This window comes from Actinomadura opuntiae (assembly GCF_030283205.1).
Classification (GTDB): domain Bacteria; phylum Actinomycetota; class Actinomycetes; order Streptosporangiales; family Streptosporangiaceae; genus Spirillospora.
In genome coordinates, this window is record NZ_JASNWF010000014.1 from 261,905 (window position 1) to 284,486 (window position 22,582).

Sequence of the window (22,582 nt, forward strand, 5' to 3'; positions counted from 1 at the left end):
GGACGAACGACGACCGGGAGGCGGATCATGGCAGTCCTGGAGAACAAGGCCGCCGTCGTGACGGGCGGCTCGCGCGGCATCGGCCGGGCGATCGTGGAGCGGCTCGCGCGGGACGGCGCACGGGTGGTGTTCAACTACGCCCGCAGCGACGAGGCCGCCGCCGAGCTGGTGCGGGAGGCGGGCGGCGACGTCCGCGCGGTCCGTCTCGACCTGGCCGAACGGGGCGCCGCGCAGCGGCTGATGGAGACGGCCGAGGAGCACCTGGGCGCGCTGGACATCCTGGTGAACAACGCCGCGTTGAGCTTCTCGCCCACCCCGCTCGCCGACACCGACGAAGAGCTGTTCCACCAGGTCATGGCCGTCAACCTGACGTCGGTCTTCCTCACGATCCGGCACGCCGCCCGGCACATGCGCGACGGCGGGCGCATCGTCAACCTCTCCACGGTCAACACGGTGCGTCCCGTCCCCGGCATCGCGCTCTACGCCGCGAGCAAGGGCGCCGTCGAGCAGCTGACGGCCGTGGCCGCACAGGAGCTCGGGCCGCGCGGCATCACCGTTAACACCGTGTCCCCGGGCGCGACCGACACCGACCTGCTCCGCGACACCAACCCCGCGGACGCGCTGGAGACGGCCGCCGCCCTCACCCCGCTCCGCCGCCTCGGCCGCCCGTCCGACATCGCCGACGTCGTCGCCTTCCTCACCGGCCCGGAGGGCCGCTGGATCACCGCCCAGAACATCCGAGCCACCGGCGGCCTAGCCTGACCCACCCCCACCGAGCAAGGCCCGCGCCCACAGCTCCTGCCGGTCCTCGATGTACTCGGCGTTGCCACGCCACGTATCCCCGTGCCCCTGCCCCCAGAGCGTCACCCATGGCTGGCGTCCAGCGGCGGCCTGCGCTCGCAGGAAGTCATGCATGGCCCGGGCACGCCGCCCGAGCAGCGGCACCAACTCGCGCCGCTGCCGTTCGTCCAGCCCGTAAGCATCGGCGAAGACGCCCAGCCGGACGGCTGCATCGGCTCGCCGCCACGCCGGATCGGCGGACAGCGGTATGAAGCTCTGGCAGGCGTAGGCGAGGTCCCACAGACGAGAACCGGGTGCGGCGGTGTCCCAGTCGATGAAGGCCCAAGCGCCATCGTCACCGGCGACGAGATTCCACGGCGCCAGGTCGTGATGGGCGATGATCTCGCAGGCATCGGGAGGAATCAGCACCTGCCAGCGAGCGTCCGGCGGTGGCGTGAAGCCCTGCACGGCGTCATGGAAGTCGCGGACGAGCCGGGCAACACGCTCGACGCTGTCCAGCCCGTCCATCAGGGCGAAATGGTCTGGCCACACCGTCGTGCCGGGAACGTAGGTCAGCACCTCGCGGCCTTGCTCGTCGATGCCCAGGGGGCGCGGCGCCGCGCGGAAACCGGCGTCGTGCAGGTGGGAGAGCAGTGCGTGGACGGCTGGGGTCCAGGGGCCTGCGGGGCGGCGGACGGTGTCGCCGATCCGCACCACTCCGGCGCTGACGTTGCCGCCGGTCAGCGGTTGCTCGTCCTCGATCATGCGGACACCCGGTCGTCAGTGGTCGGGGACGGTTAGTTCGGGGGATTCGCCGGGGGCGAGGGGGAAGTAGCCGAGGAACGTCACGCCGTCGTCTTGGGCGTCGAAGCGGGCGATGCGGGTGTTCTCGGGCTCGTAGAAGACGTCGCCGGGGCCGAGCACGGACGCGGGTTCGCCGTCGATCTGGTAGATCGCCGAGCCGGTCTCGATGCTGCCGAAGACCGGGCCGTTGTGGACGTGGAGCCCGGCCGCGTGTCCGGGCGCGATGGTGATGCGGCGGACCTCGACCCGCTGCGTGCTCCGCGGCGCAGGGAGGTGCTGGTCGAGCACCACTGAGCGGGTGATCGGCGGGACGTCCTCGTCGTCGCGGCGGTACTCGTCGTCGGTGACGGGGGCGCCGGGCTCGGACGCGGCGCCGTCGGCGGAGACCGGCTCGATGGCCAGGTGGGTCATGGGAGCGGTGGGGGCGGCGCCGTGCCAGTGCCATTCACCTGGGGCGATGCGCACGGTGTCGCCTGCCCGGATCGTCTCGACGGGCCCGCCGCGGCGCTGCACGCGTCCGGTGCCCTCGGTGACGACGAGCACCTGCCCGAGCGGGTGGCGGTGCCAGACGGTGCGTCCGCCGGGTGCGAAGCGGACGCTGTCGATCCGCGCGCCCGCCTCGGGCTCGGCGACGGGCTCGATCCAGGCGTCGCCGGTGATCCATTGCGACGGCGCGGCGGCACGGGTGGGCCTGCGGGTGATGTCCATGGTGGCCTTCCTAGGGTCAGTGGACGGTGCGTGCGCCGAGGAGCGCGAGGATGCCGGTGATCGCCTGGTCGAAGGGGTCGGCGGTGCCCGCGGCGCGGGCGAGGACGTATCCGCCCTGGAGGGCGGCGACGATCGCTGCCGCGGTGGACGCGGGGTCCACGGCGGCGTCCAGCTCTCCGCAGTCGAGGCCCTCCTGGACCACCGCCGCCAGGCGCGCCCGCAGCCAGGTGAAGGTCTCCTCGACGGGTGCGCGGAGGGCGGGGACGGCCATGACGTCGGGGTCCTGGGTGAGCCGGCCGATGGGGCATCCCCGCAGGACGTCCCGTTCCCGGCGCAGGTACGCGGTGATCCGCTCGACCGCCGTGCCGGGGCCGGACAGCTGCGCGTCGACGGCGGCGCGCAGCTCGTCGGCGGTCCGGCGGATGGCCGCCTGCGCGAGGTCCTCTTTGCCGGTGAAGTGGTGGTACATGCTGCCCTGGCCCGCGCCGGCCCGCTGCTGGATGGTCTTCGGGCTGGTGCCGACGTAGCCGCGTTCCCACAGCAGCGCCCGCGTGCTCTCGACGAGCCGTTCCCTGGTGCTCACGCAAGCAGTGTACATACCAGTAGGTACAGCCGTCCGTTCAGCCGTGCGGCACGACGAAGAGGACGACCGACGCCGCCAGCAGGCCGGCCATCGCGCAGCGGAAGACGAGCCAGGTCCGCGGGGTGCGGAGGAAGCGCTGGAGCGCGGCGCCGAACGCCAGCCAGGGCAGGCAACTGGGCAGCGCGGCCAGCAGGAACAGGACCGCGAACCCGACCGCTTGGCCCAGAGCGCCGCCGTGCCGGTCGAGGAACGTGGCGTCGGCCGCGGCGGCGATCAGCCACCCTTTGGGATTGGCCCACTGGAAGGCGGCCATGCCGAGGAACCCGGTGGGCGCTTCCGCAGCCCCTTCGATGTGTTTTGCGGTCGCGATTCCCCAGGCCATCCAGCACAGCAGCGCGGCGCCACCCCATTTCAGAATTTCGAGCGTCCAGGCGTGGTCGAGGAGGAGGCCGCCGAGTCCGAGGGTGACGGCGAACAGCATCGCGGTCATCCCGATCACCTGCCCGAGCAGGCTCTTCATTCCTCGCCGCACGCCGACCCTGGCGCCGACGGCGGCCAGCATCACATTGCCAGGGCCGGGGGTTCCGGCGGCCACCGCGGCGAACGCCATGAACGCCATTACCCGGCCGGAAGAGGATTCCATGGGTTTCTCCGTAGACTCCGCTTATGGCACGCAGCGTGGCCGATGCCCTCGGCGGCGGTCTTGAACGTTCGTGCCGTCCGGGCGAGTGGGTGGAGGCCGGCGGGCCGGTGGACGGCGTGGAGCTGTTCCGCGCCCGCCTGCGCGGCCGCCCGTTCGGCCGTCATCGGCACGACGTGTACGCGGTCGGCGTCACCGAGGTGGGGGTCCAGGCGTTCGACTACCGGGGCACGGTCGAGCGCAGCCTCCCCGGACAGGTCTTCGTGCTGCATCCGGACGAGCCGCATGACGGCCGGGCCGACGGGCCGAGCCTGTTCGGCTATCAGCAGATCTATGTCGCCCCGGCCCGGATCGCCGACGCCCTGCCCGCCCTCACCGGACGTCCGACGCCGCTGCCCTTCGCCGCCCCGGTGACCGACGACCCGGCGCTGGCGCACGCGGTGCGGACGGCGTTCGCGGGGGCGACCGAGCCGCTGGCGCTGGACGCCCTGGTCCTCCGGCTCGCGGATGGCCTGCTCCGGTGCGGCACGGGCGGCCGCCGCGTCCGCGCCGTGCCCTGCCGCGTCGACCTGCCCGCCATCGAGCGCGGCCGGGAGTTCCTGGAGAGCCGGCTGGCGGTCGTGCGGTCGAGCGAGGTGGAGGCGATCACGGGCCTCGACCGTTTCCAATTCGCGCGCCAGTTCCGCTCTGTGCACGGGACCAGCCCTTACCGGTACTCGGTAATGCGCCGCCTCGACATCGCCCGCAAACTGTTGCGCGAGGGAAACCCCCTGGCGGAGACGGCCGTCGCGACGGGCTTCGCCGACCAGGCCCACTTCACCCGCACATTCAAGGCCGCGTTCGGTATGCCTCCCGGCCGCTACGCGACCCTCGCCAGAACCCGAGTCCCGTGACGAGCCCGACTCACGGCCTGCTGGGCGAGTGCGTGAGCTTCAGGCGTGGTGCTGGTGGCAGCGGCGTGGACGCTTCCGTCTCCGGCGCGGCGCGGAACGCCTCGATCACGTAGGCGGCGAAGCGGCGGGACGCCGCGACCCGGGCGGCGAGCGGCGTGTCTTGGAGGCCCCGGTGGGCCATGAGCATGAGGACCAGGTCGTCGACGACGAAGCCGGGACGCAGCCGTCCGGTCCGCTGGGCTCTGCGGGCCAGTTCGCCGACGGCGCGCAGGGTCTGCTCCCGGTCGGCGGCGAAGTCCATGGCCTCGGGGAAGGCCGTCATGAACGCGTCGGCGAATCCCCGGCTGTGCGCGTGGAGTTCGCAGATCCGCTCGATCAGGGTCTGGAATCCGTGCCATGCGTCCGCGTCCGCAAGGGCGTCGCGGACGGCGGCCTGGCAGGCCCGCCGCTGCTCGGCGAAGGTCTCGGCGATCAGTGCCTGCTTGGTCGGGAAGTGCCGGTACAGCGTGGCGGGGCCGACGCCCGCATGCCGGGCGACCTCGCGCATGGGCGCGCTCAGGCCCTCGTCGCCGAACACCGCGCGGGCGGCGTCCAGGATGCGGGCGCGGTTGTCGCGGGCGTCGGAGCGCACGGCCTGAGGCAAATGGTCGGTCATCGTTTCTCACTTTAGCCAAACGGACGGGGGCGTCCGTTACGGTCCGAAACGGTGCTACCCCGTCGCTAGGAGCAGAGATGAAAGCCGTTGTGATCAGGACGTTCGGAGACCCCGACGGCCTGGAGGTCGTCGACCTGCCGGTGCCCGTTCCCGACCCCGGCCAGGTGCAGATCGCCACGGAGGCGATCGGGGTGGGCGGCGTGGACGCCGTGATCCGCCGGGGGGCGCTTGCCGCCCACGGCTTCCGGGAGGGCCATCTCCTCGGCAGCGAGGTAGCGGGCCGGGTCACCGCAATAGGGCAGGGCGTGGACGCCTCGTGGATCGGACGGCGCGTGTGGGCGTTCACCGGCCTGTCCGGTGGATATGCCGAGCAGGCCGTCGTTGCGGTCGAGGACGTCCTCGCGCTGCCCGACGGCCTGACCGGCGCCGACGCGGTGACTCTCGGCGGCTCCGGCGTGGTCGCCCACTTCGCCCTGGACCGGGCCCGTTTCACCCCCGGCGAGACGGTGCTCGTGCGCGGCGCGGCGGGCAGCATCGGGATCACGGCGGTCCAGCTCGCGGCCCGGAACGGCGCGGGCGCGGTGGCGGTCACCACCTCGTCACCGGAGCGCGGCGCCCGCCTGCGGGACCTGGGCGCGACCCACGTCCTCGACCGCTCCGGCCAGGGCGGCCCGGACGGTTTCGATGTGGTGATCGACGTCGTCGCAGGACCCGAGCTCCCTCTTTTCCTGGACAAGCTGAACCCCAACGGGCGCTACGTCGCGGTCGGTGTGGTCGGCGGGCCGCCGCCCGCGGATTTCGGCATGCGCCTGATGGACGCCTTCCGCAAGTCGCTGTCGTTCGCCACTTTCAGCTCCGACACCGTCCCCGGCCCCGACCGCCAAGCCGTGCGGTCGTCCCAGTTCACCGACGCCGCCCGCGGAGCCCTGCGCACGGTCGTCCACGACGTGCTGCCACTGGCCAATGCGGCGCAGGCCCACCAGGAAATGGACGCCGGCAAGGTCTTCGGCCGAATCGTGCTGACCCCCTGACCCGACCAACCCGCGGCGGCAGCAGTCGCAGCCGTTTCCCCCGCGCGCCTGTCTCCTCCACCACCGCGTCCACCAACGCGAAGTCCACGATTTGGGTCAACTCGCCCAGATGCCGGGGGCGCTGATGGTGGTCACGCGTCGCGCAGTCGCAGTAGGAGTGCGGCGATCAGAAGCGATGCGGCTGCCCATGCGGTGAGGACGCAGAGGCCGGCCCAGGGGGCGATGGGTTGGGAGTGGGGGTTGGTGGTGGCTTGGATGGCAAGTCCGGCGGTCATGGGGGCGACCTGCTCGATGTGCCGCCGCAGTGGGTCGGTGAAGGCTTGGGCGAGGAGTGGGGGCAGGTAGAGCAGGCCGAGCACGACGGCGATTGATGGGGCGGTGTCGCGGATGGCGGTGGCGACACCGAAGGCAAGCAGGGAGATCAGGACGAGGTAGCAGACGCTGCCGGAGGCGGCGCGCAGGGTCGGGCTGTGGCTGAGTGAGATGAGTGGGTAGCCGTGGGCCGGGTCGAGGCCGGCGGCCGGGAGTATGAGGCGGCCGACGAGCAGGCAGCCGGTGACGGCGAGGATGCCGGCGGCGAGAGCGAGTGCCGTCGTGGTGGCGGCTTTGGCGGTGAGGAGGACAAGGCGGCGCGGCATGGCGGCGAGGCTGACGCGGATCATGCCGGTGCTGTATTCCTCGGAGATGGTCAGGACGGCGAATACCACGACGACCGCTTGGCCGAGGTAGATGCCGGCCAGGGCGAGCTTGGTGGGATCCTGCTGGCCGCCTTGTGTGGACACGTGGGTGGCGGCGGCGGTGCCGGCGCTGACCGCGATGGTCACGGCGACGGCACCGGTGAGCAGCCAGGCGGTGCCGCCTGCGGTGCGCGTCTTCGTCCATTCCGCTCGTAGTGCTTCGATCATGCGTCTCTCCGGCGCAGCAGAACGGCGGCGATGCCGAAAGCGAGCGCTGCCCATGCGGTGAGGACGCCGAGGCCGGCCCAAGGGGCGAGCGGGTAGTAGCCGTTGGCGAAGGTGTAGGGGTAGTCGACTTGCGCCGATCGGGGCAGGGCTTGCAGCACCGACAGGCCGGCGGACGGGGTGAGGCGATACAGCCACTGCACGGCGCCACCGGAGCTGATTGAGCCAATGATCGAGGGCAGGACGAACACCACGATGCCTCCGGCGACCGCGGCGGCGCTCTTGCGTGTGATGGTGCCGACGGCGAGCACGGCGACGGCGGTGACGGCGGCCAGGGCCGCGGTGCCGGCGATGATGCGCAGTACGGTGAGGGCGCCGGCCGGGAAGACGTAGGCGCCGTTCGCGTGCAGGATGTGCTCGCCGAGAGGGATGGCGGCCGCCGCGGCCACGGCTGCGACCACGAAGGCGACCGCGCCGATGACGACGGCCTTGGCCGCGAGCACGCGGCGCCGACTGGGGACGGCCGCGAAGGTGATGCGGATCAAGCCGCGGCGGTATTCGGCGGTGATGAACATGGTCGCCACCACGATGAGCACGATCAGCGCGACGGTGAGCCCGAAGGGCAGGCTGCTGGAAGCCGTGTCCGCGCCGAGGAGCCCTTGGACGACGGCGGGGGCGATGTCTCCGGAGCCGCTGACGACGAGGGAACCGCCGGCGCGGTGATAGCTGCCGGCTCGCAGCGTCGGGTAGAAGTCCCGCCGGCCGGCTCCGACGCTCTGACCGTGCCAGGCGCTGGGCGCGGCGTGGCCGTCGATCATGGTGTGGTCGAAGGTGGCGGTGGCGAGGGTGCGTGAGCCGCTCGCCGATGTCCGGAAGGAGACCGGCGAGGTGACGAACAGCCCTACGTGGACGGTGACCGGTAGCCCGGGCAGGTGCGTGACACCGATCCGGGTCCACGTCGTGCCGTTGGTCGAGTCGTAGCCGGTGAGGGTGTCGCCGGTGCGGGTCAGGCGCAGCCAGCGGGACGAGCCGATGGAGACCGGTCCGGGCCGGCCGGCGTTGTCGTGGCTGTAGTTGTATTGGAAGCGGTCGCCGTGGCCGCCGGTGGCCATCACCGCGGCGTAGGCCGACCCTTGCCGGGTGCTCGGCCGCAGCAGGATCCCGGCCTTGGCCCAGGCCGGGATTCCGAGGCGGGTTCGCTGCGCCTGGGTGGGGGCGACGTTGGTCGGGGCGGTCGAGGTGACGCCGGTCAGCGAGGTGAGCCGGGTGGTGATGGTACCGTCGCCGGTCAGCTGCCGGCCGACGGTGTAGTAGCTGTCGGCGACCGCTTGGCCGTTCGGCCCGGTCGGCACGAAGGCATGGCCGGCCTTGCAGTCGCCGGCGCCGGTGCAGAAGTCGGTGTGGGTGCCGTTGGCGACCAGGATCGTGAAAATGATGCACAGCACGGCGGCCATGATCGGGGCGATCACCCAGCCGCGGACCGTGCGAAACTTGGTCCACTCCGCTCGCAGCACGGCCGTGAAGCGTGCCCGCTCGGGCGTGCCGGCCAGGAGCGGCGGCTCGCTGGTCGCGGTCACCGCTGTGTCCCCTGCCCCGCGTCGGCCCGGAACTCCGCCTCGCCGCTGGTGAGGTGGAAGTAGACGTCCTCCAGCGTCGCCCGCTGGGTGGTGACCTCGGAAAAGGCCACGCCCGACTGCCCGAGAGCCTCCACGACCTGGCGGGCGGCGAGCCCGGAGACGCTCAGGGTGTCGTCGTCGAGGAGCGTCGTGGCGCCCCCGGCGCGCTGCAGCACCCGGGCCGCCTCGGTCGGCGCCGGCATCTTCAGCAGGACCTGTTCACCGCCGGCGCGCGTGAGCAGCTCATCGATACCGGCATCGGCGAGGACCCTGCCGCGGCCGATCACCACAATGTGGTCGGCGATGCCCTGCACCTCGCTCATCAGGTGGCTGGAGACGAGCAGGGCCCGGCCCTCGGCGGCGAGGGTGCGCAGCAGCTTGCGCATCCAGACGATCCCCTCCGGGTCCATGCCGTTGAACGGCTCGTCCAAGATGAGGACCGGCGGGTCGCCGAGCATCGCCGCCGCGATGCCGAGGCGTTGGCGCATGCCCAGCGAGAAGCCGCCCGCCTTGCGGCGGGCCGCCGCGGCGAGGCCGACCAGCTCGGTCACGGCGTCGACCCGGCTAGCCTCCAGGGTCTGGGAGCGGGCCAGCCACAGCAGGTGGTTGCGAGCGGTGCGGCTGGGTTGGACGGCGGCGGCGTCGACCAGCGCCCCGACGTGGCGCAGTGGGTTCCGCAAATCCTGATAGGGGTGTCCGCCGACCCGGGCGCGGCCCTCGTCGGGAGCGTCGAGACCGAGGATCACCCGGATGGTGGTGGACTTCCCCGCCCCGTTCGGGCCGATGAAGCCGGTCACCTTGCCGGGCGGGGCGGTGAAGGTCACGCCGTCGAGGGCGAGCGTGGACCCGAACCGTTTGCGTAGACCGGTGACTTCGATGATCGCGTTGTTCACGTGCTCGTCCGTCCTTGTCTGGCGATGGCACTCGACGTAGATCTACGACACGCCCGGTGTCAGCACCGTGTCAGCCGCCGACACCGCGCTGACACCGGGGCCCTGGCATCGTTGCGGTGATGGCACCCCACCCCGGATCCGAAGCGGGCGTGGCCGCCACCTTCCGGCAGCGGAACGGAGAACGTTCGTGAGAGTGCTAGTCGTCGAGGATTTCGAGATCCTGGCCCGCTCGATCGGCACCGGCCTTCGCCGCGAGGGCATGGCGGTGGACGTGGTCCTCGACGGCGACGACGCGCTGGAGCATCTGGCGATCACACGCTACGACGTCGTGATCTTGGACCGGGACCTGCCCGGAGTCCACGGCGACGAGGTGTGCAAGAGGATCGTGACCGAGCGCTCCGGCAGCCGCGTACTGATGCTCACCGCGGCGAGCACCGTCAAAGACCGCGTCGACGGCCTCGGGCTGGGCGCCGACGACTACCTGCCCAAGCCGTTCGACTTCTCCGAGCTCGTCGCCCGCGTCCGCGCCCTGGGCCGCCGCTCCACGCCGGCAACGCCACCCACATTGAGCGCAGCGGACCTCACGCTGGATCCGAGCCGCCGGGTCGCCTTCCGCGCCGGGCGGCGCCTGGAGCTCAGCCCGAAGGAGTTCTCCGTCCTCGAATGCCTCCTCGCCTCCGGCGACCGGGTGGTCTCCGCCGAAGAGCTCCTCGAACGGGTGTGGGACGAAGAGGCCGACCCCTTCACCACCGCGGTCAAGACGACGATCCGCCGGCTGCGCGCGAAGCTTGGCGACCCACCGGTCATCCACACCGTCCGCGAAGGCGGCTACCGCATCGGAGACGTGTGATGCGCCCGCGTGGCAAGGTCATCTCCCTACTCCGCCGCAGGCGGCGGCCCATGCTCCGGGCACAGCTCACCTTGCTGTACTCGGGATTCTTCCTCGGCCTGCTCGCTGCCGTACTCCTCGCCACCAACCTGCTGTATGGCCACACGGCGGCGCGGGCCCCCGCAAACGCCACTCCCGGCGCCGACCAGGTCGGCGGAAGCCACCAGTTCGACTTCGGTCCAGCCGCCATTGGCTTGGGCGCCGCGATCGTCGCGCTCATCGGAGCCTGGTGGCTGGCCGGACGATTCCTGCGCCCCCTGCGCGCCATCAACACCACCGCCAAGGAGATCTCCGCCACGAACCTCAACCGCCGGCTCGATCTCGACGGCCTAGGCGACGAACTCACCGACCTCGGCAAGACCCTCAACGATCTCTTCGCGCGACTCGAGACCTCCTTCGAGGCCCAACGCCACTTCGTGGCCAACGCCTCACACGAACTGCGCACCCCGCTCGCAGGACAACGAACCCTCCTGCAAGTCGCCCTCGCCGACCCCGAGGCCGGCACCGAAGCCCTGCGGACGGCCTGCGAACAGGCGCTACAACTCGGCGATCAACAAGAACGCCTCATCGAGGCGCTGCTCACCCTGGCGACCAGCGAACACGGCGTCGAACAGTGGGAGCCGGTCGATCTCGACCAGATCACCGAAACCGTCATCGCCGGCCGCAGACAACAAGCCGAACGCCGTGGCATCACCATCGGTACCGCACTCGGCCGGGCACCGGCCACCGGCGACCCCAGACTCATCGAGCGGCTGGTGGCAAACCTCGTCGACAACGCACTGCGCCACAACACACCCGGAGGGCAAGTCGAGATCACCACGAACTTGGTCCGAGACAAGGCCTACATCGCAGTCAGCAACACCGGCCCGGCGATCCCTCCCGCCGAGGTCGAGCGGCTCTTCCAGCCATTCCAACAGATCAGCAGCCAACGCATCCGCCACGCCGACGGCCACGGACTCGGCCTCACCATCGTGCGCGCCATCGCCCAAGCCCACGGCGCCACGCTGACCGCACGCCCCAGCCTCGAAGGAGGCCTCCACGTCGAAGTGGCCTTCCACGGTCCCACTGCCGCGCGCCGAACCCTCTCGAGGACCACAGCACCGCACGGCCGCGCATAGCGTCCCGTCCGGGCCCCCGGTGCCTTGCTGTCCCGGATACCTCGTCCATCGCTGAGAGCAGCGACCTCTACGCACTCATTGCCAGATGCGTTGCTCCTGTTGGACCTGCGCCAAGCGGGCTTGCTCAACGCAAGGTTGAGCAGGACGCGGGGATGAGGCGCCCTCGCGTCGGCCGCCCGAGGCCCGGTGCCTGGGCGGCGCGTCAGGTGGACCGAGGAAACGCCGGACGCGGCGCGGCCGGAAGCCGTGCCGGATGCTGATGACCGCCCGCGACGACGACCGGACCGCCGACGCGCCGCGCTCGACGCCCTCCTCCGCGCCCCGGAGGACTCCGGCGCCCTGACCGCCGGGAAGATCACCCGCGCCTATCCCGACCCGAATGACGTTGACTTGCGGCGGCTCACCGCTCCTGAGGGGGCGGGTTCGCCCTTGTCACCGGGTGATGTGGACCGTCTTGCGCGCCATCGGGCTGTTCCGGCGCGGGCCTGCCCTGGTCGCGTCCGTTCCGAATCGCCAGGGGGATCCCGGCGGCTTCCACGGCCTTCTCCGGGACGGGCCTCGCCTTCATCCGTCCGTTGTCACGGTAGGTCGAAGGCGAGGCGGCGCGCGTGGTCGTGAGGGTTAGAGATTCAGGTCGCCGCGCTTCAGGCGGGCGATGAGCTGGGAGAAGTCTGCGGGAGTGAGGGTGAGGTGCCCGGCCTCGGCTGCCTTGCTGTCCCTGATGCCTCGGCCGTCGGTGAGAGCAGCAACCTCTACGCACTCGTTGCCAGATGCGTTGCTCCGGCTGGCCTTCCGCCATTCGATCACTGCATGGCCTCCATAATCCGTGCGATGTGACTTCGCGAGGTAGACGCGGACGAAGCTTCCGCGCCTATCAGGTCGAAACGCCTGGCGAAGTCATCGAGCATCGTGGGGTCATGCGTCAGTCTGCCACCCGTGTTGGCTTCCATGTAGGCCGCAGACCATTTCCGTCCGGTCAGAAGGGTGAAGGAGCCATCCAGGCCGATGTGCGCACCCACGGCACGTGGCACCGTCCGAAGGATGACGTTGCGTTTGTGGCTCAGGGTCACCAGGTGCGCGAGCTGCCTCCGCATGACCTGCGCTCCGCCCACGGGCTGATCGAGTGCTGCCTCGTTGATCAGGACGCGTAGTTCTGGTGGTCTCTCTCGCTCAAGGATCTCTTGCCTGGCCATGCGGGCGTGAACGGCTGCCTCGACGTCCTCGATGATCTGTCCTTCGTCGAGCAGCGCGCGGGCGTAGTCCTCGGTCTGGAGCAGGCCGGGAATGATCGCTAGGGCCCAGTAACTCACGCAGGACGCTTTTGCCTCGAGCGGCGTGTACTGGGACCACCAGCCCGGATCGTGCGTTCTCTCCGCCAGCCGTCTGAGTCGGGCAAAGTGGCCGCGAGTGCGCCAAATGCGGTCCAGAGTTTCGGCGTGTTTGACGGGCAGGTTTTCGCGGGCCGATTCCCAGTTCGAAACATGAGATTTCGTCACGCCGAGGAGTTCGCCCAGAGCGGTCTGCGTGAGGTTCCGTTCGAGACGCCATACACGCAGGTCAGCGGCCAGCCAGTGCCAGTGGTCGTTGTCCGGGTCGAGTCTTTTCGCGGCCGTCATTCATGATCCTTAAAGTACGGATCGATTGGTTGAACGGTTCCGAAGGTACAGCGGGCGGCACTCTAATTCCAGAGTTCGGCCGTGAGAGGTGGGTGTGATGGACGGGATTCCGGGCAATCTGGGCAATTCGTATTCGAAGGCGCGTGATGAGTTCTCGCTTCGGTGGCACGCCTATCCGGAGAGCGTGTATCTGACGCGCTCGCTCGTCACGCAGGCGTGCGAGGAATGGGGGCTCGCGCAGCACGACTACGTCGGGCGGACGATCATGTCCGAGCTGGCGGCCAACGCCGTGGTGCACGCCGTCGAGGGGCACGAGGTCCAGGCGTGGGTGACGCGGCTGGCCGACGCCATCGAGTTCCGGGTGTGGGACCCGTCGCACGCGCCGCCCGTCGTCCCGGAACCGGACTTCGAAGCCGAGGACGGGCGCGGCCTGACGATGGTCCAGTTCCTCGCGTCGGGCGGCTGCGGCTACCGGTACATGGTCGGGGGCCTGGGAAAAGTCGTCTGGGCGCGGCTGGCCTTGTAGACACCCCGCCCGTCCGGCGAGCCGGCGCCGCCCGCTTCCCCCAGCGGCGGCGGCAGCTCGTTCCCCCACACCGCCGGACGGGCGGGGCCATTCCGAGAGAACGGCAACGAAAGGAACCGATAGATGGGAAAGCATGGAAGCGCCCAGGCCTGCGGGACCTGTGGTGGCAGGGGCTGGGTCAAGGTGAGCCTGGACGGCAAGGAAAAGACGATCACCTGCGGGTCGTGCAACGGGACGGGGAAGGCGTGAAGGGGTTCTCCGGGCTTCCGCCCGTCGATCGGCGTCTGTTCATTCCGGAAACGGTGTGGGTCCTCCGTGACGGGCGGCTGAGGCCGCTGTCGCGCGAGGCCGAGCCGGAGGAGTGGGAGCGGCTCGTGGGGGCGGACGAGCCGATCATCACAAAGGTGAAGGACGGGGCGTGGCCCATGTCGTCGTCGACGGGGCCGTCGATGATGGCGCAGATGATCGCCGCGCTGCGTCTCGGGGCCGACATGCGCGTGCTGGAGATCGGCACCGGGACCGGGTACAACGCCGCGTGCCTGGCGGAGTTGGGGGCCGAGGTGGTGACGGTCGAGGTCGATCCCGAGGTCGCCGCGCACGCGGAGGAGGCTCTGCGGGGCGCCGGGTGCTCGGACGTGGTCGTCATCGCGGGCGACGGGGAGGACGGCGCGCCCGCGTACGCGCCGTTCGATCGGGTGGTCGCGACCGCGGCGGCTCATACCGTCCCGTATGCGTGGATCGAGCAGACCAAGCCGGGCGGGCTGATCGTGGTTCCGTGGGCGGCGACGTTCCATCCCGACGGCCCGCTGGCCGTGCTCACGGTGGGGACGGACGGCACCGCCGAGGGACGGTTCACCGAACCGTCCTGGTTCATGCCGCTGCACGGTCAGCGCCTGCCGCAGGCCGTCCTGGACGAGACCAGGGAGCGGTGGAAGGCGGCCGGTGAGCCGCAGGCGTCCCGGTACGGGATCACGGTGACGCCGGACGGGCAGGACGTCTGGCTCGACGAGCCCGGTGCGGTCATCGGGTGGCCCCCAGGGTTTTAGCGCTTTCTTATAAAAAGCGGTGGCGATTCCGTCGTGCAGGCGATTTCAGGGGCGGGTCCCTTGTGAGAACGCTGTGTTAAGACGCACACTGGCCGAATATCGGCCCCACCCTAAGGAGCGGCCATGGGGGCGCTTGCTCTTGCCACCGCGGCACCGGTCGCCTATGTCGCGGGTTTCACCGTCTTCAAGCTCAGCGGGCGCCGGATGCCCCGGCTCACCGGGTCCCGGCTCTTCCACACGACCGGGACGCTGGCGACCAGTCCCGCCTGGCTCTTCGGCCTGGCGCTGCTGATCGGCGGAATGGTCGTGCAGAGCATCGTGCTGACGCGGGTGCCGGTGAGCGTGGTCGTGCCGATGTACGGGCCGGTCATGGTCGTCCTGCTGCTGATCGCGGTGACGAACTTCCGGGAGCGGGTCACTCCGGGCGAGCTGGGCGCGCTGTCGGTGCTGGTCCTGGCGCTGCTGGCGTTCGCCGCGGCCGGCGGGCTGCTGTCGGGGTCGATCCCCGCGGGACCGGCCGGGCCGTGGCGTCCCGACGCGCCGCTCTGGAAGATCGCGCTGCTCATCGGGCCGTCCCTGGTGTTCCCGCTGTGGCTGTTCGTCGTGCGCGACAGCCCGGTGGACGGCCGGCACGCCAAGCGCGTGACGGGCGTCGCGTTCGGCCTCGGCGCGGGCGTGCTCGTCGGCTGCGCGGAGAGCTCCGGCGCGGCCATCGCGCGGCTCATGCGGCACGACCCGTCCGGCTGGGGGCACGTGCTGGGCACGCCGCACCCCTACATCGTGGTCGTCACCGGGCTGCTCGGCGCGGGGCTCGCGCACATCGGCCTGCAGCGCTGCCGCCTGTCGGTGGTGATCATCATGCTGGCCGTCGGTTCGAAGGCGTCGCTGTGGCTCGGCGGGATCCTCGTGTACGGGCAGCCGTGGCCGCAGACGCCGGTCAAGTTCGCGCTGTCGGCCGTCGGGCTCGTCCTGGCGGCGGCGTCGGTGTTCACGATCCCGCGCCACGAGCGCGAGGCCCCGGTGACCGAGGAGGCCGTCGCCCCCGCGCAGGCGCCGCTCGCCCCGCCGCGGCCGGCCCCCCGGCCCGACTGGGCGCCGATGCTGTCCGCGCCGGTGATGGAGCCGCGCCCGGCGGTGCCGCGCAGCGCGGCGGCGATGCGGTACGAGGCGATGCAGTACGAGGCGATGCGGGACGAGGCCGCCCGGCGGCGTCCCGGGTGACGGCGGCCCGCGTCAGGGGGACGGGTCCTCGCACGCCGGCCGGCGGGCGGCGGCCCGCGCCTCGTCGCGCTCCCTGATCAGCCGCGCCAGCTCGTTGGTCACCAGGTCGAGGAACGCGTCGACCTCGTGCACCGCGTAGCCCTGGGTGAGGCGGGTCGTCGCGAACTTGCGGTTCCGGACGGCCTCGGGAGTGATCCGCAGGTCGCGGTCCGGCTCGTCCGGGCCCTTCACGAGGTCGGTCAGCCGGGTCTGCCACGCCGGTCGCTTCATGCCCATGCGCACCACCTAACACAGGGTGTCCGCGGCGGTCGACGCGTTTCCTCGAAGACGTTGCGAGGGTGCGGATTCCGAACCGCTTTCTTGAAGCGCGGTGAGTATTTCCCGGAAGCACGAATGGAACGTGTTATCCGGATCCGAGGGAAAAGAATTGTCACCCGGTGACAAGTTCCGGCGGCCCTGCGGAAACGGACGCGGCGGGTCTCACTCAACTGAGCGGACGCCCCCGGCTTTTTCGTCGGAAAGTTGATTCAGCCGCGTCCGGCCGTTCAATACGTTCGTTGGTCCGAGCCGCGGCGACCGCGTTCCCGGCCGCACCGTAGCGAAGGGTGGAGCATGTGACCGCCTCGGTAGCGGTGGAAGAGCCCCCGGCCCTCGACCAGAGGCGCCGGCTCGGCGCGCTGCCGTGGGGCTGGATCGGGCCGCTCGCCGTTTCCGCGCTCGCCGGTCTGCTGGTCTTCCACCGGCTCGGGTCCCCGCACGCGATCGTGTGGGACGAGACGTACTACGCCAAGGACGCCTGGTCGTACCTGCACTACGGCGTCGAGCACAACTGGCACATCGGCCGCGACGGCAACCCGGCCAACACCTACTTCCTCGCGGGGCATCCGGTCGCGGGGCTCGCGGGCGGCGGCGAGTGGGCCGCGCATCCGCCGCTCGGCAAATGGCTCATCGCGGCGGGCATGGCGGTCTTCGGGACGGGTCCGTTCGGGTACCGGTTCGCGGCCGGAGTCGCGGGCGTCCTGGCCGTGCTGATCCTGGCGCGGACGGCGCGGCGGATGACCGGCTCGACGTTGCTCGGGTGCGCGGCGGGCCTGCTGATGGCGCTGGACGGGTCGTGGCTGGTGTCCAGCCGCATGTCCATGCTGGACGTGTTTCTGCTGCTGTGGGTCGTCGCCGGGTTCGGCTGCCTGGTGGTCGACCGCGACCGGACGCGCGCCGCGCTCGCCGCCGGCATCGGAGACGCACCGCGGAACGGTCCGTTCGTCCGGCACGGTTGGCGGATCGGCGCGGGCGTGTGCTTCGGGCTCGCCTGCGGGACGAAATGGTCCGGCCTGTACGTGATGGCCTTCTTCTGGGTCCTCGCGTTGCTGTGGGACCGGAACGCCCGCAAGAGCGCCGGAGCCGAACGTCCCTGGCGCGGCATGCTCAAGCTCGACCTGCTGCCGTCGCTGCTCTGGTTCTGGGTCCTCGCGGGCGCCGTGTACGTGGCGAGCTGGTGGGGCTGGTTCGTCTCCGGGACGGGCCTGCAGAAGACGCTGTTCGGGCAGGTCGTCCCCGGCTACCAGCGGAACTGGGCGGAGCGGCATCCCAGCGGCATCTGGCCCTCGTTCCTCGATCCGATCCGGTCGCTGTGGCACTACCACGCGATCACCCTGGACTTCCACGACGGCGTGACGCAGGCCAACCCCGCGCAGTCGTGGCCGTGGCAGTGGCCCTACCTCGGGCATCCCGCCGTCATGTACCGCGCGTCCGCCGAGAACGGGCAGGACGGATGCCACGCGACGAGATGCGTCGCCGAGGTCGCCCACCTCGGGACGCCCGCCATCTGGTGGTTCTCCATCGCCGCACTGATCGCGATGGCGCTGTACGCGGTGTCCTTCCGCGACTGGCGGGCCGTCGCTGCGGTCGGCGGCTACCTCGCGAGTTGGCTGCCGTGGTTCCCGGCCGCGTTCGCCCACCGGACGATGTACTCCACCTACACGCTGCCGATGCTGCCGTTCGCCGTCCTCGCGATCGTCCTGCTCTTCGACGGGATCGCCACGCCGTACCGCGGTCGGCGCGTGTGGCGGGCGCTGATCTGGACGTGCGGCGGCGCCTACCTCGCCGCCGTCGCGGTGAACCTGGCCTACCTCTACCCGATCCTCACGGCGCAGGCCGTCCCGGAGTCCGCGTGGCACGACCGGCTCTGGCTGCCCGGTTGGGGCTGACGCCGTGAGCACCCACATCGCACGTTCCAGGAGAGGTGACCGTATATGAGGATCCGTGCCCGCTGGGCGCTCGGCGCGGCCGCGGCGATCGGGCTCGGGGCGGCCGTCGCCGGGCCCCTGCCCGGCGGCGCGGCGCCCGCGCGAGCGCAGGAGGCCGACACCGCCCTCGACTACACGTGCACGTCACCCGCCGGGACGGCGGAGAAGGTGGCCGTCCGCGTCCAGGGGACGTTCCCGGCGGACGGCACGGTCGGCAAGCCCGTCCGGCCGGGCCGGGTGACGGCGACCGTGACGATCCCGAAGGCGTCCCTCGGCGACGTGACCGCGCTCGGCGGCGCGTCGGTGGTCGGGACCGCGCGCCTCACCGCGTCGGTGACGCAGAACGGCAAGGCCACCGAGGCGTCCTGGCCCGGGCTGGTGACTCCGGCCACCCCGGTCGCCGACGACGCCGACCTTGTGCTCCCCGCGTCCGGCGACGTCCCGCCGGTGACCCCGTCCGGCACCGGCGACCTGACCTTCTCCGCCGGAGATCTGGCGCTCACGCTCAGCCCCCGCGCGGCCGACGGCACCGAGCCGAAGACGCCGAAGACGCTCGCCCTGACCTGCGCCCCGGTGAAGGGCCGGACGCCGGTCCTCGCCACCGTCCCGATCTCCGGACCGGCGGGCACCCCGGCGCCGGAGGCGTCCGCGGCACCGAAGGCCGCCGCGCCCAAGGCAGCGCCCGGAACGCCGGCGGACTGCGGGAAGTACCACGGCCCGACCGACGACTGGTACAGCGGCTGCACCTACCTGAGCGGCTTCTCCAACGTCAGGAAGCTGAACGGCGCGACGATCATCAACGACGCGACGCTCGCCGACCCGGTCGCCACCAACGTGACCTACACGATCGCCGACCCGGGCTTGCAGGTCAGGCAGCGGTTCCTCGGGCCGCTGCGGTCCCGCTCGACGTTCCTCACCTTCGGGATGATGCCGACGACCGCGACGATGGAGATGACCCAGCGGCCGCTGAACCCGGGCGACCCGAAGGATCCGCAGGACTACGGCACGTTCGTCGCCACCGACGACGGCAGCGGCATCCAGAAGGTCGAGGCGCACATGCGGATGTCCATCCGCATCTACGACGTCAAGGTCAACGGGACCCCGCTCGACGTGGGCGGCCGCTGCCGGACGGGGACCGACGCCGACCTCCGGCTCAAGGGCCAGATGCCCAGCATCCTCAACGCGGGCGTGCTCGACGGCACCTTCACCATCCCCGCGTTCAGCGGATGCGGGGTGGGCGAGGACCTCGACCCGCTGTTCAACGGCTCGGTGGCCGGCCCCGGCAACCTCCTGCGGATGGGACTGGCCGCCACCTGCATCCCGGACGCCGACCTCAACTGCCCGCCGGTCGTCCCCGACCCGCCGCGCACCGTGCCGCCGGCCGCGCCGGGCGGCTGAGGCGCCCGTCCCCGCTCCCGCGCAGATCCGCTCCCACCGCAACCCGATCCGACCGACAAGGAGGCCGCCGTGGCGCGACCGAAGGACGACTGGCGCCGCTGGATCGCCGAGAACCTGCTGCTCGGCAACCCGCCGGAGGCGATCCGCGACGCCATGCCCCGCGACGAGTTCACCGCCGAGGAGGCGGCCGCGGAGGTCTCCGCGGCGCTCGCGAGCCCCTACGTCCAGGGCGGCTCGCGGATCGCCAACCGGCTGCGCAAGCGGGAGTGGGCGCTGACCGTCTACGGGCGGCTGAACCGGATGCGCGCGAACGGCGGGACGATCGAGCGCCGCGAGCGCCTGTCCCGCGACGAGTTCTTCGAGCAGTACTACTTCCAGAACCGCCCCGTCGTCATCACCGGGATGATGAAGGCGTGGCCCGCGTCCACGAAATGGGACTTCGACTACTTCCGGGAGCGCTGCGGCGACCGGGAGGTCGAGGTCCAGTTCGGCCGCGAGTCCGACGAGAACTACGAGATCAACGGGCCGCAGCACAAGAAGATGATGCGGTTCGGCGACTACGTGAGCATGGTCGAGGCCGCCGGGTCGACCAACGACTTCTACATGACGGCCAACAACGCCTCCCGGAACCGCGAGGCGCTCGACGTGCTCTGGCAGGACATCGACCCGATCACCGAGTACCTGGACGCGGACTCGCCCGACAAGGGGTTCTTCTGGCTCGGGCCGGCCGGCACCAGGACGCCCTACCACCATGACCTGACCAACAACTTCATGGCCCAGGTCATCGGCCGCAAGCACATCAAGATGGTGCCGCTCCACGACACCGCCTACATCTACAACCACGTCCACTGCTATTCGGAGGTGGACGCGAGCGCCGTCGACCACGAGCGGTTCCCGCTGATGCGCAAGGCGCAGGTGCTGGAGTGCACGCTGGCGCCGGGCGAGCTGCTGTTCATCCCGATCGGCTGGTGGCACTACGTCGAGGGACTGGACGCCACGGTCACGATGAGCTTCACCAACTTCCTGCGGTTCAACGACTTCGCCTCGAACTACACGACCTACCAGCACCTCTGAGCGGTGCCGCCGGAACGGCGCGGCGCGGACGACCCCTCACCGGATGACAATTTTCCGGTGCCCGGGCCCGCGCCGCGCCCTTTCTTGTCACCGGCCGATGAGCGCGCCGCTCCGCGTTGTCAATAAATGATCGTTCCCGCCGCTTCCCGGCTTTTTCTGAGCACTTTTCATATAGCCATCCGGTTCTGTTGAACCGGTGAGCGCCGCCCTCTTCATTTTTGTCAGTGAATCGTGGAGACAGCCCCGATGGGCGCCGATAGTTTACCCACACGAAACGGACGAGATCTGGATCACCATCCGCCGGCCGAACACCGGCGAGACGATCCACTCCCTGCCGATCCACCCGTTTCACCAGGGCCGGCGGCGCCGCCTGGCGCCCGGCCCGGTCCGAGCCCCTCACGGAGGTGAATCGAAGCTTCGGGGGTCGCACGAATCGACAGTGCTTCGGCGCAGGCACACCCAGGTCTCTTCCAGATGAAAGGCAGAAAGTTGGAAGACAAGCTCAGCAAGCGCAAGCGGTTCGGTGCCAAGGGACTCGCCGCGGCGGCCGTCAGCGGCCTCGGCCTCTCCATGCTCGGCATCATGGGCGCCGGCCCGGCCCTGGCCGACCCGGTGCACGCGACGATCAACTACCACTGCACGTTCCCGCTGATCGGCACCCAGCCGCTGGCGGTGGACGTCGAGTCGGACATCCCCAAGGAAATCCCGGTCAACACGCAGACGCCCGCCTTCCACATCAAGGCGACCGCGCACATCACCGGGACGATCACCAACGGCCTGCACGCCGTCAAGGCCACCCAGCTGCAGGGCACCGCGTCGGCCGACGCGACGCTCGACGTCCCGGAGTCCCAGGGCCTCCCGGTGTCGATCGACATGTCCTTCCCCAAGACCGCCATCCCGGCCGCCTCCGGTGCGACCTGGGACCTGGTCGTCGAGGGCGACGCGCCGCAGCTGTCCTTCAGCGAGGCGGGCGACGGCACCATCTACGTCGGCAACATGACCCAGCACATCGACCCGCTGAAGGCCGATGGCAGCGAGGTCTGGGCCGGCGGCAAGGACGTGCCCTGCACGAAGGACCCGGGCCAGGACCAGCCGTTCGCCACCTTCAAGATCACTAACGGCACCCCGACCCCCACCCCCACCCCCACGCCGACTCCCACCCCCACCCCCACGCCTACCCCGACCCCCACCCCGACGCCGACGCCGACTCCCACGCCGACGCCGACGCCGACTCCCACCCCCACGCCTACGCCCACCCCGACTCCGACCCCCACTCCCACCCCGACCCCCACTCCCACCCCGACTCCCACTCCCACCCCGACCCCCACCCCCACGCCGACTCCCACGCCCACCCCGACTCCCACGCCTCCGGGCGGCGAGCACTACGACTTCACGCTCGCCGGCGAGACCTTCGTGAAGGCGCCGAACGGGAAGGCGCCGCTGAGCGGCTCCGTGGGCGCGGACCTGAACCTGGACAGCGGCGCCGTCACCGCGGACCTGAAGCTGAACCCGACCAAGGGCAACTTCCAGATCCTCGGCTTCCTGCCGGTGACCTCGGACATCGCGTTCGTGAACCAGGGCCAGACGACCGGCCTCTACAAGGACGGGCAGCTGACCACCAACTCCAAGGTGATCACCAAGCTGTCGACGTTCAACGTCTTCGGCGCCATCCCGATCGGCGGCGGCGACAAGTGCCAGACGACCAAGCCGTCCGACATCACGCTGAAGTCGGCCGACGGCCAGTTCTTCGACCCGGGCGTCGGCGGCAAGATCAGCGGCACCTACGCGCTGTCGTCCATCGACAACTGCGGGCCGCTGACCGGCATCCTCAGCCTGTTCACCGCCGGTGACGGCAACACGATCGACCTGAACCTGACGCCGAAGTCCTGATCCGGGACGGCGGACGCACGGTCGACGAAGGACGGCCCCCGCCGTACCGGGAG

The 22,582-nt window shown here is 70.8% G+C and carries 24 protein-coding genes and 2 pseudogenes; 13 read left to right on the plus strand and 13 right to left on the minus strand.

Translation table 11 applies throughout. From position 1 onward, the window contains the following. The first annotated feature begins 27 nt into the window (after positions 1-27). The gene (locus QP089_RS29470) at positions 28-762 is read left to right on the plus strand and encodes a glucose 1-dehydrogenase (protein ID WP_285915817.1); all 735 of its coding nucleotides are present in this window, start codon (positions 28-30) and stop codon (positions 760-762) included. Here QP089_RS29470 and QP089_RS29475 read toward each other — a convergent pair. The 4 genes from QP089_RS29475 to QP089_RS29490 are packed head-to-tail and all read right to left on the minus strand — an operon-like array spanning position 754 to position 3,518. Further along, positions 754-1,545: a phosphotransferase enzyme family protein gene (locus tag QP089_RS29475; RefSeq protein ID WP_285915819.1), complete on the minus strand. Its 792-nt coding sequence runs from the start codon at positions 1,543-1,545 to the stop codon at positions 754-756. The genes QP089_RS29470 and QP089_RS29475 overlap by 9 nt on opposite strands. Positions 1,546-1,560: 15 nt before the next feature. Beyond that, entirely contained in the window at positions 1,561-2,292 is a 732-nt protein-coding gene (locus QP089_RS29480) for a cupin domain-containing protein (protein WP_285915820.1), read from the minus strand. Positions 2,293-2,308: 16 nt separating this feature from the next. Further along, positions 2,309-2,875, minus strand: a complete 567-nt coding sequence (locus tag QP089_RS29485) for a TetR/AcrR family transcriptional regulator (protein ID WP_285915821.1) — start codon at positions 2,873-2,875, stop codon at positions 2,309-2,311. A 37-nt stretch (positions 2,876-2,912) separates the two neighbouring features. Further along, the gene (locus tag QP089_RS29490) at positions 2,913-3,518 is read right to left on the minus strand and encodes a LysE family translocator (RefSeq protein ID WP_285915823.1); all 606 of its coding nucleotides are present in this window, start codon (positions 3,516-3,518) and stop codon (positions 2,913-2,915) included. Between the two features lie 23 nt (positions 3,519-3,541). Here QP089_RS29490 and QP089_RS29495 point away from each other — a divergent pair, with 23 nt between their 5' ends. After that, entirely contained in the window at positions 3,542-4,408 is an 867-nt protein-coding gene (locus tag QP089_RS29495) for a helix-turn-helix domain-containing protein (protein ID WP_285915824.1), read from the plus strand. Between the two features lie 10 nt (positions 4,409-4,418). Here the strand turns inward: QP089_RS29495 and QP089_RS29500 are convergent, their stop codons facing one another. After that, positions 4,419-5,063 carry a TetR/AcrR family transcriptional regulator gene (locus QP089_RS29500; RefSeq protein WP_285915826.1) on the minus strand — a complete coding sequence of 215 codons (645 nt, stop codon included), beginning with the start codon at positions 5,061-5,063 and terminating at the stop codon, positions 4,419-4,421. Positions 5,064-5,140: 77 nt separating this feature from the next. Between QP089_RS29500 and QP089_RS29505 the strand changes: the two genes are divergently transcribed. Next, the gene (locus QP089_RS29505) at positions 5,141-6,094 is read left to right on the plus strand and encodes a zinc-dependent alcohol dehydrogenase family protein (protein WP_285915827.1); all 954 of its coding nucleotides are present in this window, start codon (positions 5,141-5,143) and stop codon (positions 6,092-6,094) included. Positions 6,095-6,113: 19 nt separating this feature from the next. Here the strand turns inward: QP089_RS29505 and QP089_RS29510 are convergent. From QP089_RS29510 to QP089_RS29525, 4 genes and pseudogenes are all read right to left on the minus strand, one after another. Further along, positions 6,114-6,203, minus strand: a pseudogene (locus QP089_RS29510) (hypothetical protein); the annotation flags it as partial. Between the two features lie 22 nt (positions 6,204-6,225). Continuing rightward, entirely contained in the window at positions 6,226-6,999 is a 774-nt protein-coding gene (locus QP089_RS29515) for an ABC transporter permease (protein ID WP_285915828.1), read from the minus strand. Next, complete coding sequence (locus QP089_RS29520; RefSeq protein ID WP_285915829.1) at positions 6,996-8,573, minus strand: ABC transporter permease subunit; 1,578 nt, start codon at positions 8,571-8,573, stop codon at positions 6,996-6,998. The genes QP089_RS29515 and QP089_RS29520 overlap by 4 nt, the downstream gene beginning before the upstream one ends. After that, positions 8,570-9,505: an ABC transporter ATP-binding protein gene (locus tag QP089_RS29525; RefSeq protein WP_285915831.1), complete on the minus strand. Its 936-nt coding sequence runs from the start codon at positions 9,503-9,505 to the stop codon at positions 8,570-8,572. The genes QP089_RS29520 and QP089_RS29525 overlap by 4 nt, the downstream gene beginning before the upstream one ends. A 187-nt stretch (positions 9,506-9,692) precedes the next feature. Here QP089_RS29525 and QP089_RS29530 point away from each other — a divergent pair, with 187 nt between their 5' ends. Next, complete coding sequence (locus QP089_RS29530; RefSeq protein WP_285915832.1) at positions 9,693-10,355, plus strand: response regulator transcription factor; 663 nt, start codon at positions 9,693-9,695, stop codon at positions 10,353-10,355. A gap of 50 nt (positions 10,356-10,405) precedes the next feature. Further along, complete coding sequence (locus QP089_RS29535; RefSeq protein WP_285915834.1) at positions 10,406-11,512, plus strand: sensor histidine kinase; 1,107 nt, start codon at positions 10,406-10,408, stop codon at positions 11,510-11,512. Between the two features lie 23 nt (positions 11,513-11,535). Here the strand turns inward: QP089_RS29535 and QP089_RS29540 are convergent. The 3 genes and pseudogenes from QP089_RS29540 to QP089_RS29550 form a co-directional block, all read right to left on the minus strand. Next, positions 11,536-11,871 (minus strand): annotated as a pseudogene (locus tag QP089_RS29540) (DUF397 domain-containing protein); the annotation flags it as partial. Positions 11,872-12,133: 262 nt separating this feature from the next. Beyond that, entirely contained in the window at positions 12,134-12,319 is a 186-nt protein-coding gene (locus QP089_RS29545; protein ID WP_285915836.1) for a DUF397 domain-containing protein, read from the minus strand. After that, positions 12,316-13,128: a helix-turn-helix domain-containing protein gene (locus QP089_RS29550; RefSeq protein WP_285915838.1), complete on the minus strand. Its 813-nt coding sequence runs from the start codon at positions 13,126-13,128 to the stop codon at positions 12,316-12,318. Before QP089_RS29550 ends, QP089_RS29545 begins: the two co-directional genes overlap by 4 nt. A 97-nt stretch (positions 13,129-13,225) precedes the next feature. Between QP089_RS29550 and QP089_RS29555 the strand changes: the two genes are divergently transcribed. From QP089_RS29555 to QP089_RS29570, 4 genes are all read left to right on the plus strand, one after another. Continuing rightward, on the plus strand, positions 13,226-13,654 hold the full coding sequence (locus QP089_RS29555) for an ATP-binding protein (protein ID WP_353070635.1): 429 nt from the start codon (positions 13,226-13,228) through the stop codon (positions 13,652-13,654). A 123-nt stretch (positions 13,655-13,777) separates the two neighbouring features. Further along, positions 13,778-13,903, plus strand: a complete 126-nt coding sequence (locus QP089_RS29560) for a YuiA family protein (RefSeq protein WP_285915842.1) — start codon at positions 13,778-13,780, stop codon at positions 13,901-13,903. 53 nt (positions 13,904-13,956) lie between these two features. After that, positions 13,957-14,700, plus strand: coding sequence for a protein-L-isoaspartate O-methyltransferase family protein (locus QP089_RS29565; protein ID WP_285915844.1), 744 nt, complete (start codon positions 13,957-13,959; stop codon positions 14,698-14,700). Positions 14,701-14,823: 123 nt separating this feature from the next. Further along, positions 14,824-15,921 (plus strand): hypothetical protein, encoded by a 1,098-nt coding sequence (locus QP089_RS29570; protein ID WP_285915846.1) that lies wholly within the window; start codon positions 14,824-14,826, stop codon positions 15,919-15,921. A gap of 12 nt (positions 15,922-15,933) precedes the next feature. Here QP089_RS29570 and QP089_RS29575 read toward each other — a convergent pair whose 3' ends face one another. After that, complete coding sequence (locus tag QP089_RS29575; RefSeq protein WP_285915848.1) at positions 15,934-16,197, minus strand: DivIVA domain-containing protein; 264 nt, start codon at positions 16,195-16,197, stop codon at positions 15,934-15,936. Positions 16,198-16,535: 338 nt separating this feature from the next. Here QP089_RS29575 and QP089_RS29580 point away from each other — a divergent pair, with 338 nt between their 5' ends. The 4 genes from QP089_RS29580 to QP089_RS29595 all read left to right on the plus strand — a co-directional run bounded on the left by QP089_RS29580 (position 16,536) and on the right by QP089_RS29595 (position 22,529). Beyond that, entirely contained in the window at positions 16,536-18,128 is a 1,593-nt protein-coding gene (locus QP089_RS29580) for a dolichyl-phosphate-mannose--protein mannosyltransferase (RefSeq protein WP_285915850.1), read from the plus strand. A gap of 45 nt (positions 18,129-18,173) precedes the next feature. Next, positions 18,174-19,565 carry a DUF6801 domain-containing protein gene (locus QP089_RS29585; RefSeq protein ID WP_285915852.1) on the plus strand — a complete coding sequence of 464 codons (1,392 nt, stop codon included), beginning with the start codon at positions 18,174-18,176 and terminating at the stop codon, positions 19,563-19,565. Between the two features lie 69 nt (positions 19,566-19,634). Beyond that, positions 19,635-20,639: a cupin-like domain-containing protein gene (locus QP089_RS29590; RefSeq protein WP_285915854.1), complete on the plus strand. Its 1,005-nt coding sequence runs from the start codon at positions 19,635-19,637 to the stop codon at positions 20,637-20,639. Between the two features lie 489 nt (positions 20,640-21,128). After that, positions 21,129-22,529 carry a DUF6801 domain-containing protein gene (locus QP089_RS29595; protein ID WP_285915856.1) on the plus strand — a complete coding sequence of 467 codons (1,401 nt, stop codon included), beginning with the start codon at positions 21,129-21,131 and terminating at the stop codon, positions 22,527-22,529. The last annotated feature ends 53 nt before the right edge of the window (positions 22,530-22,582 follow it).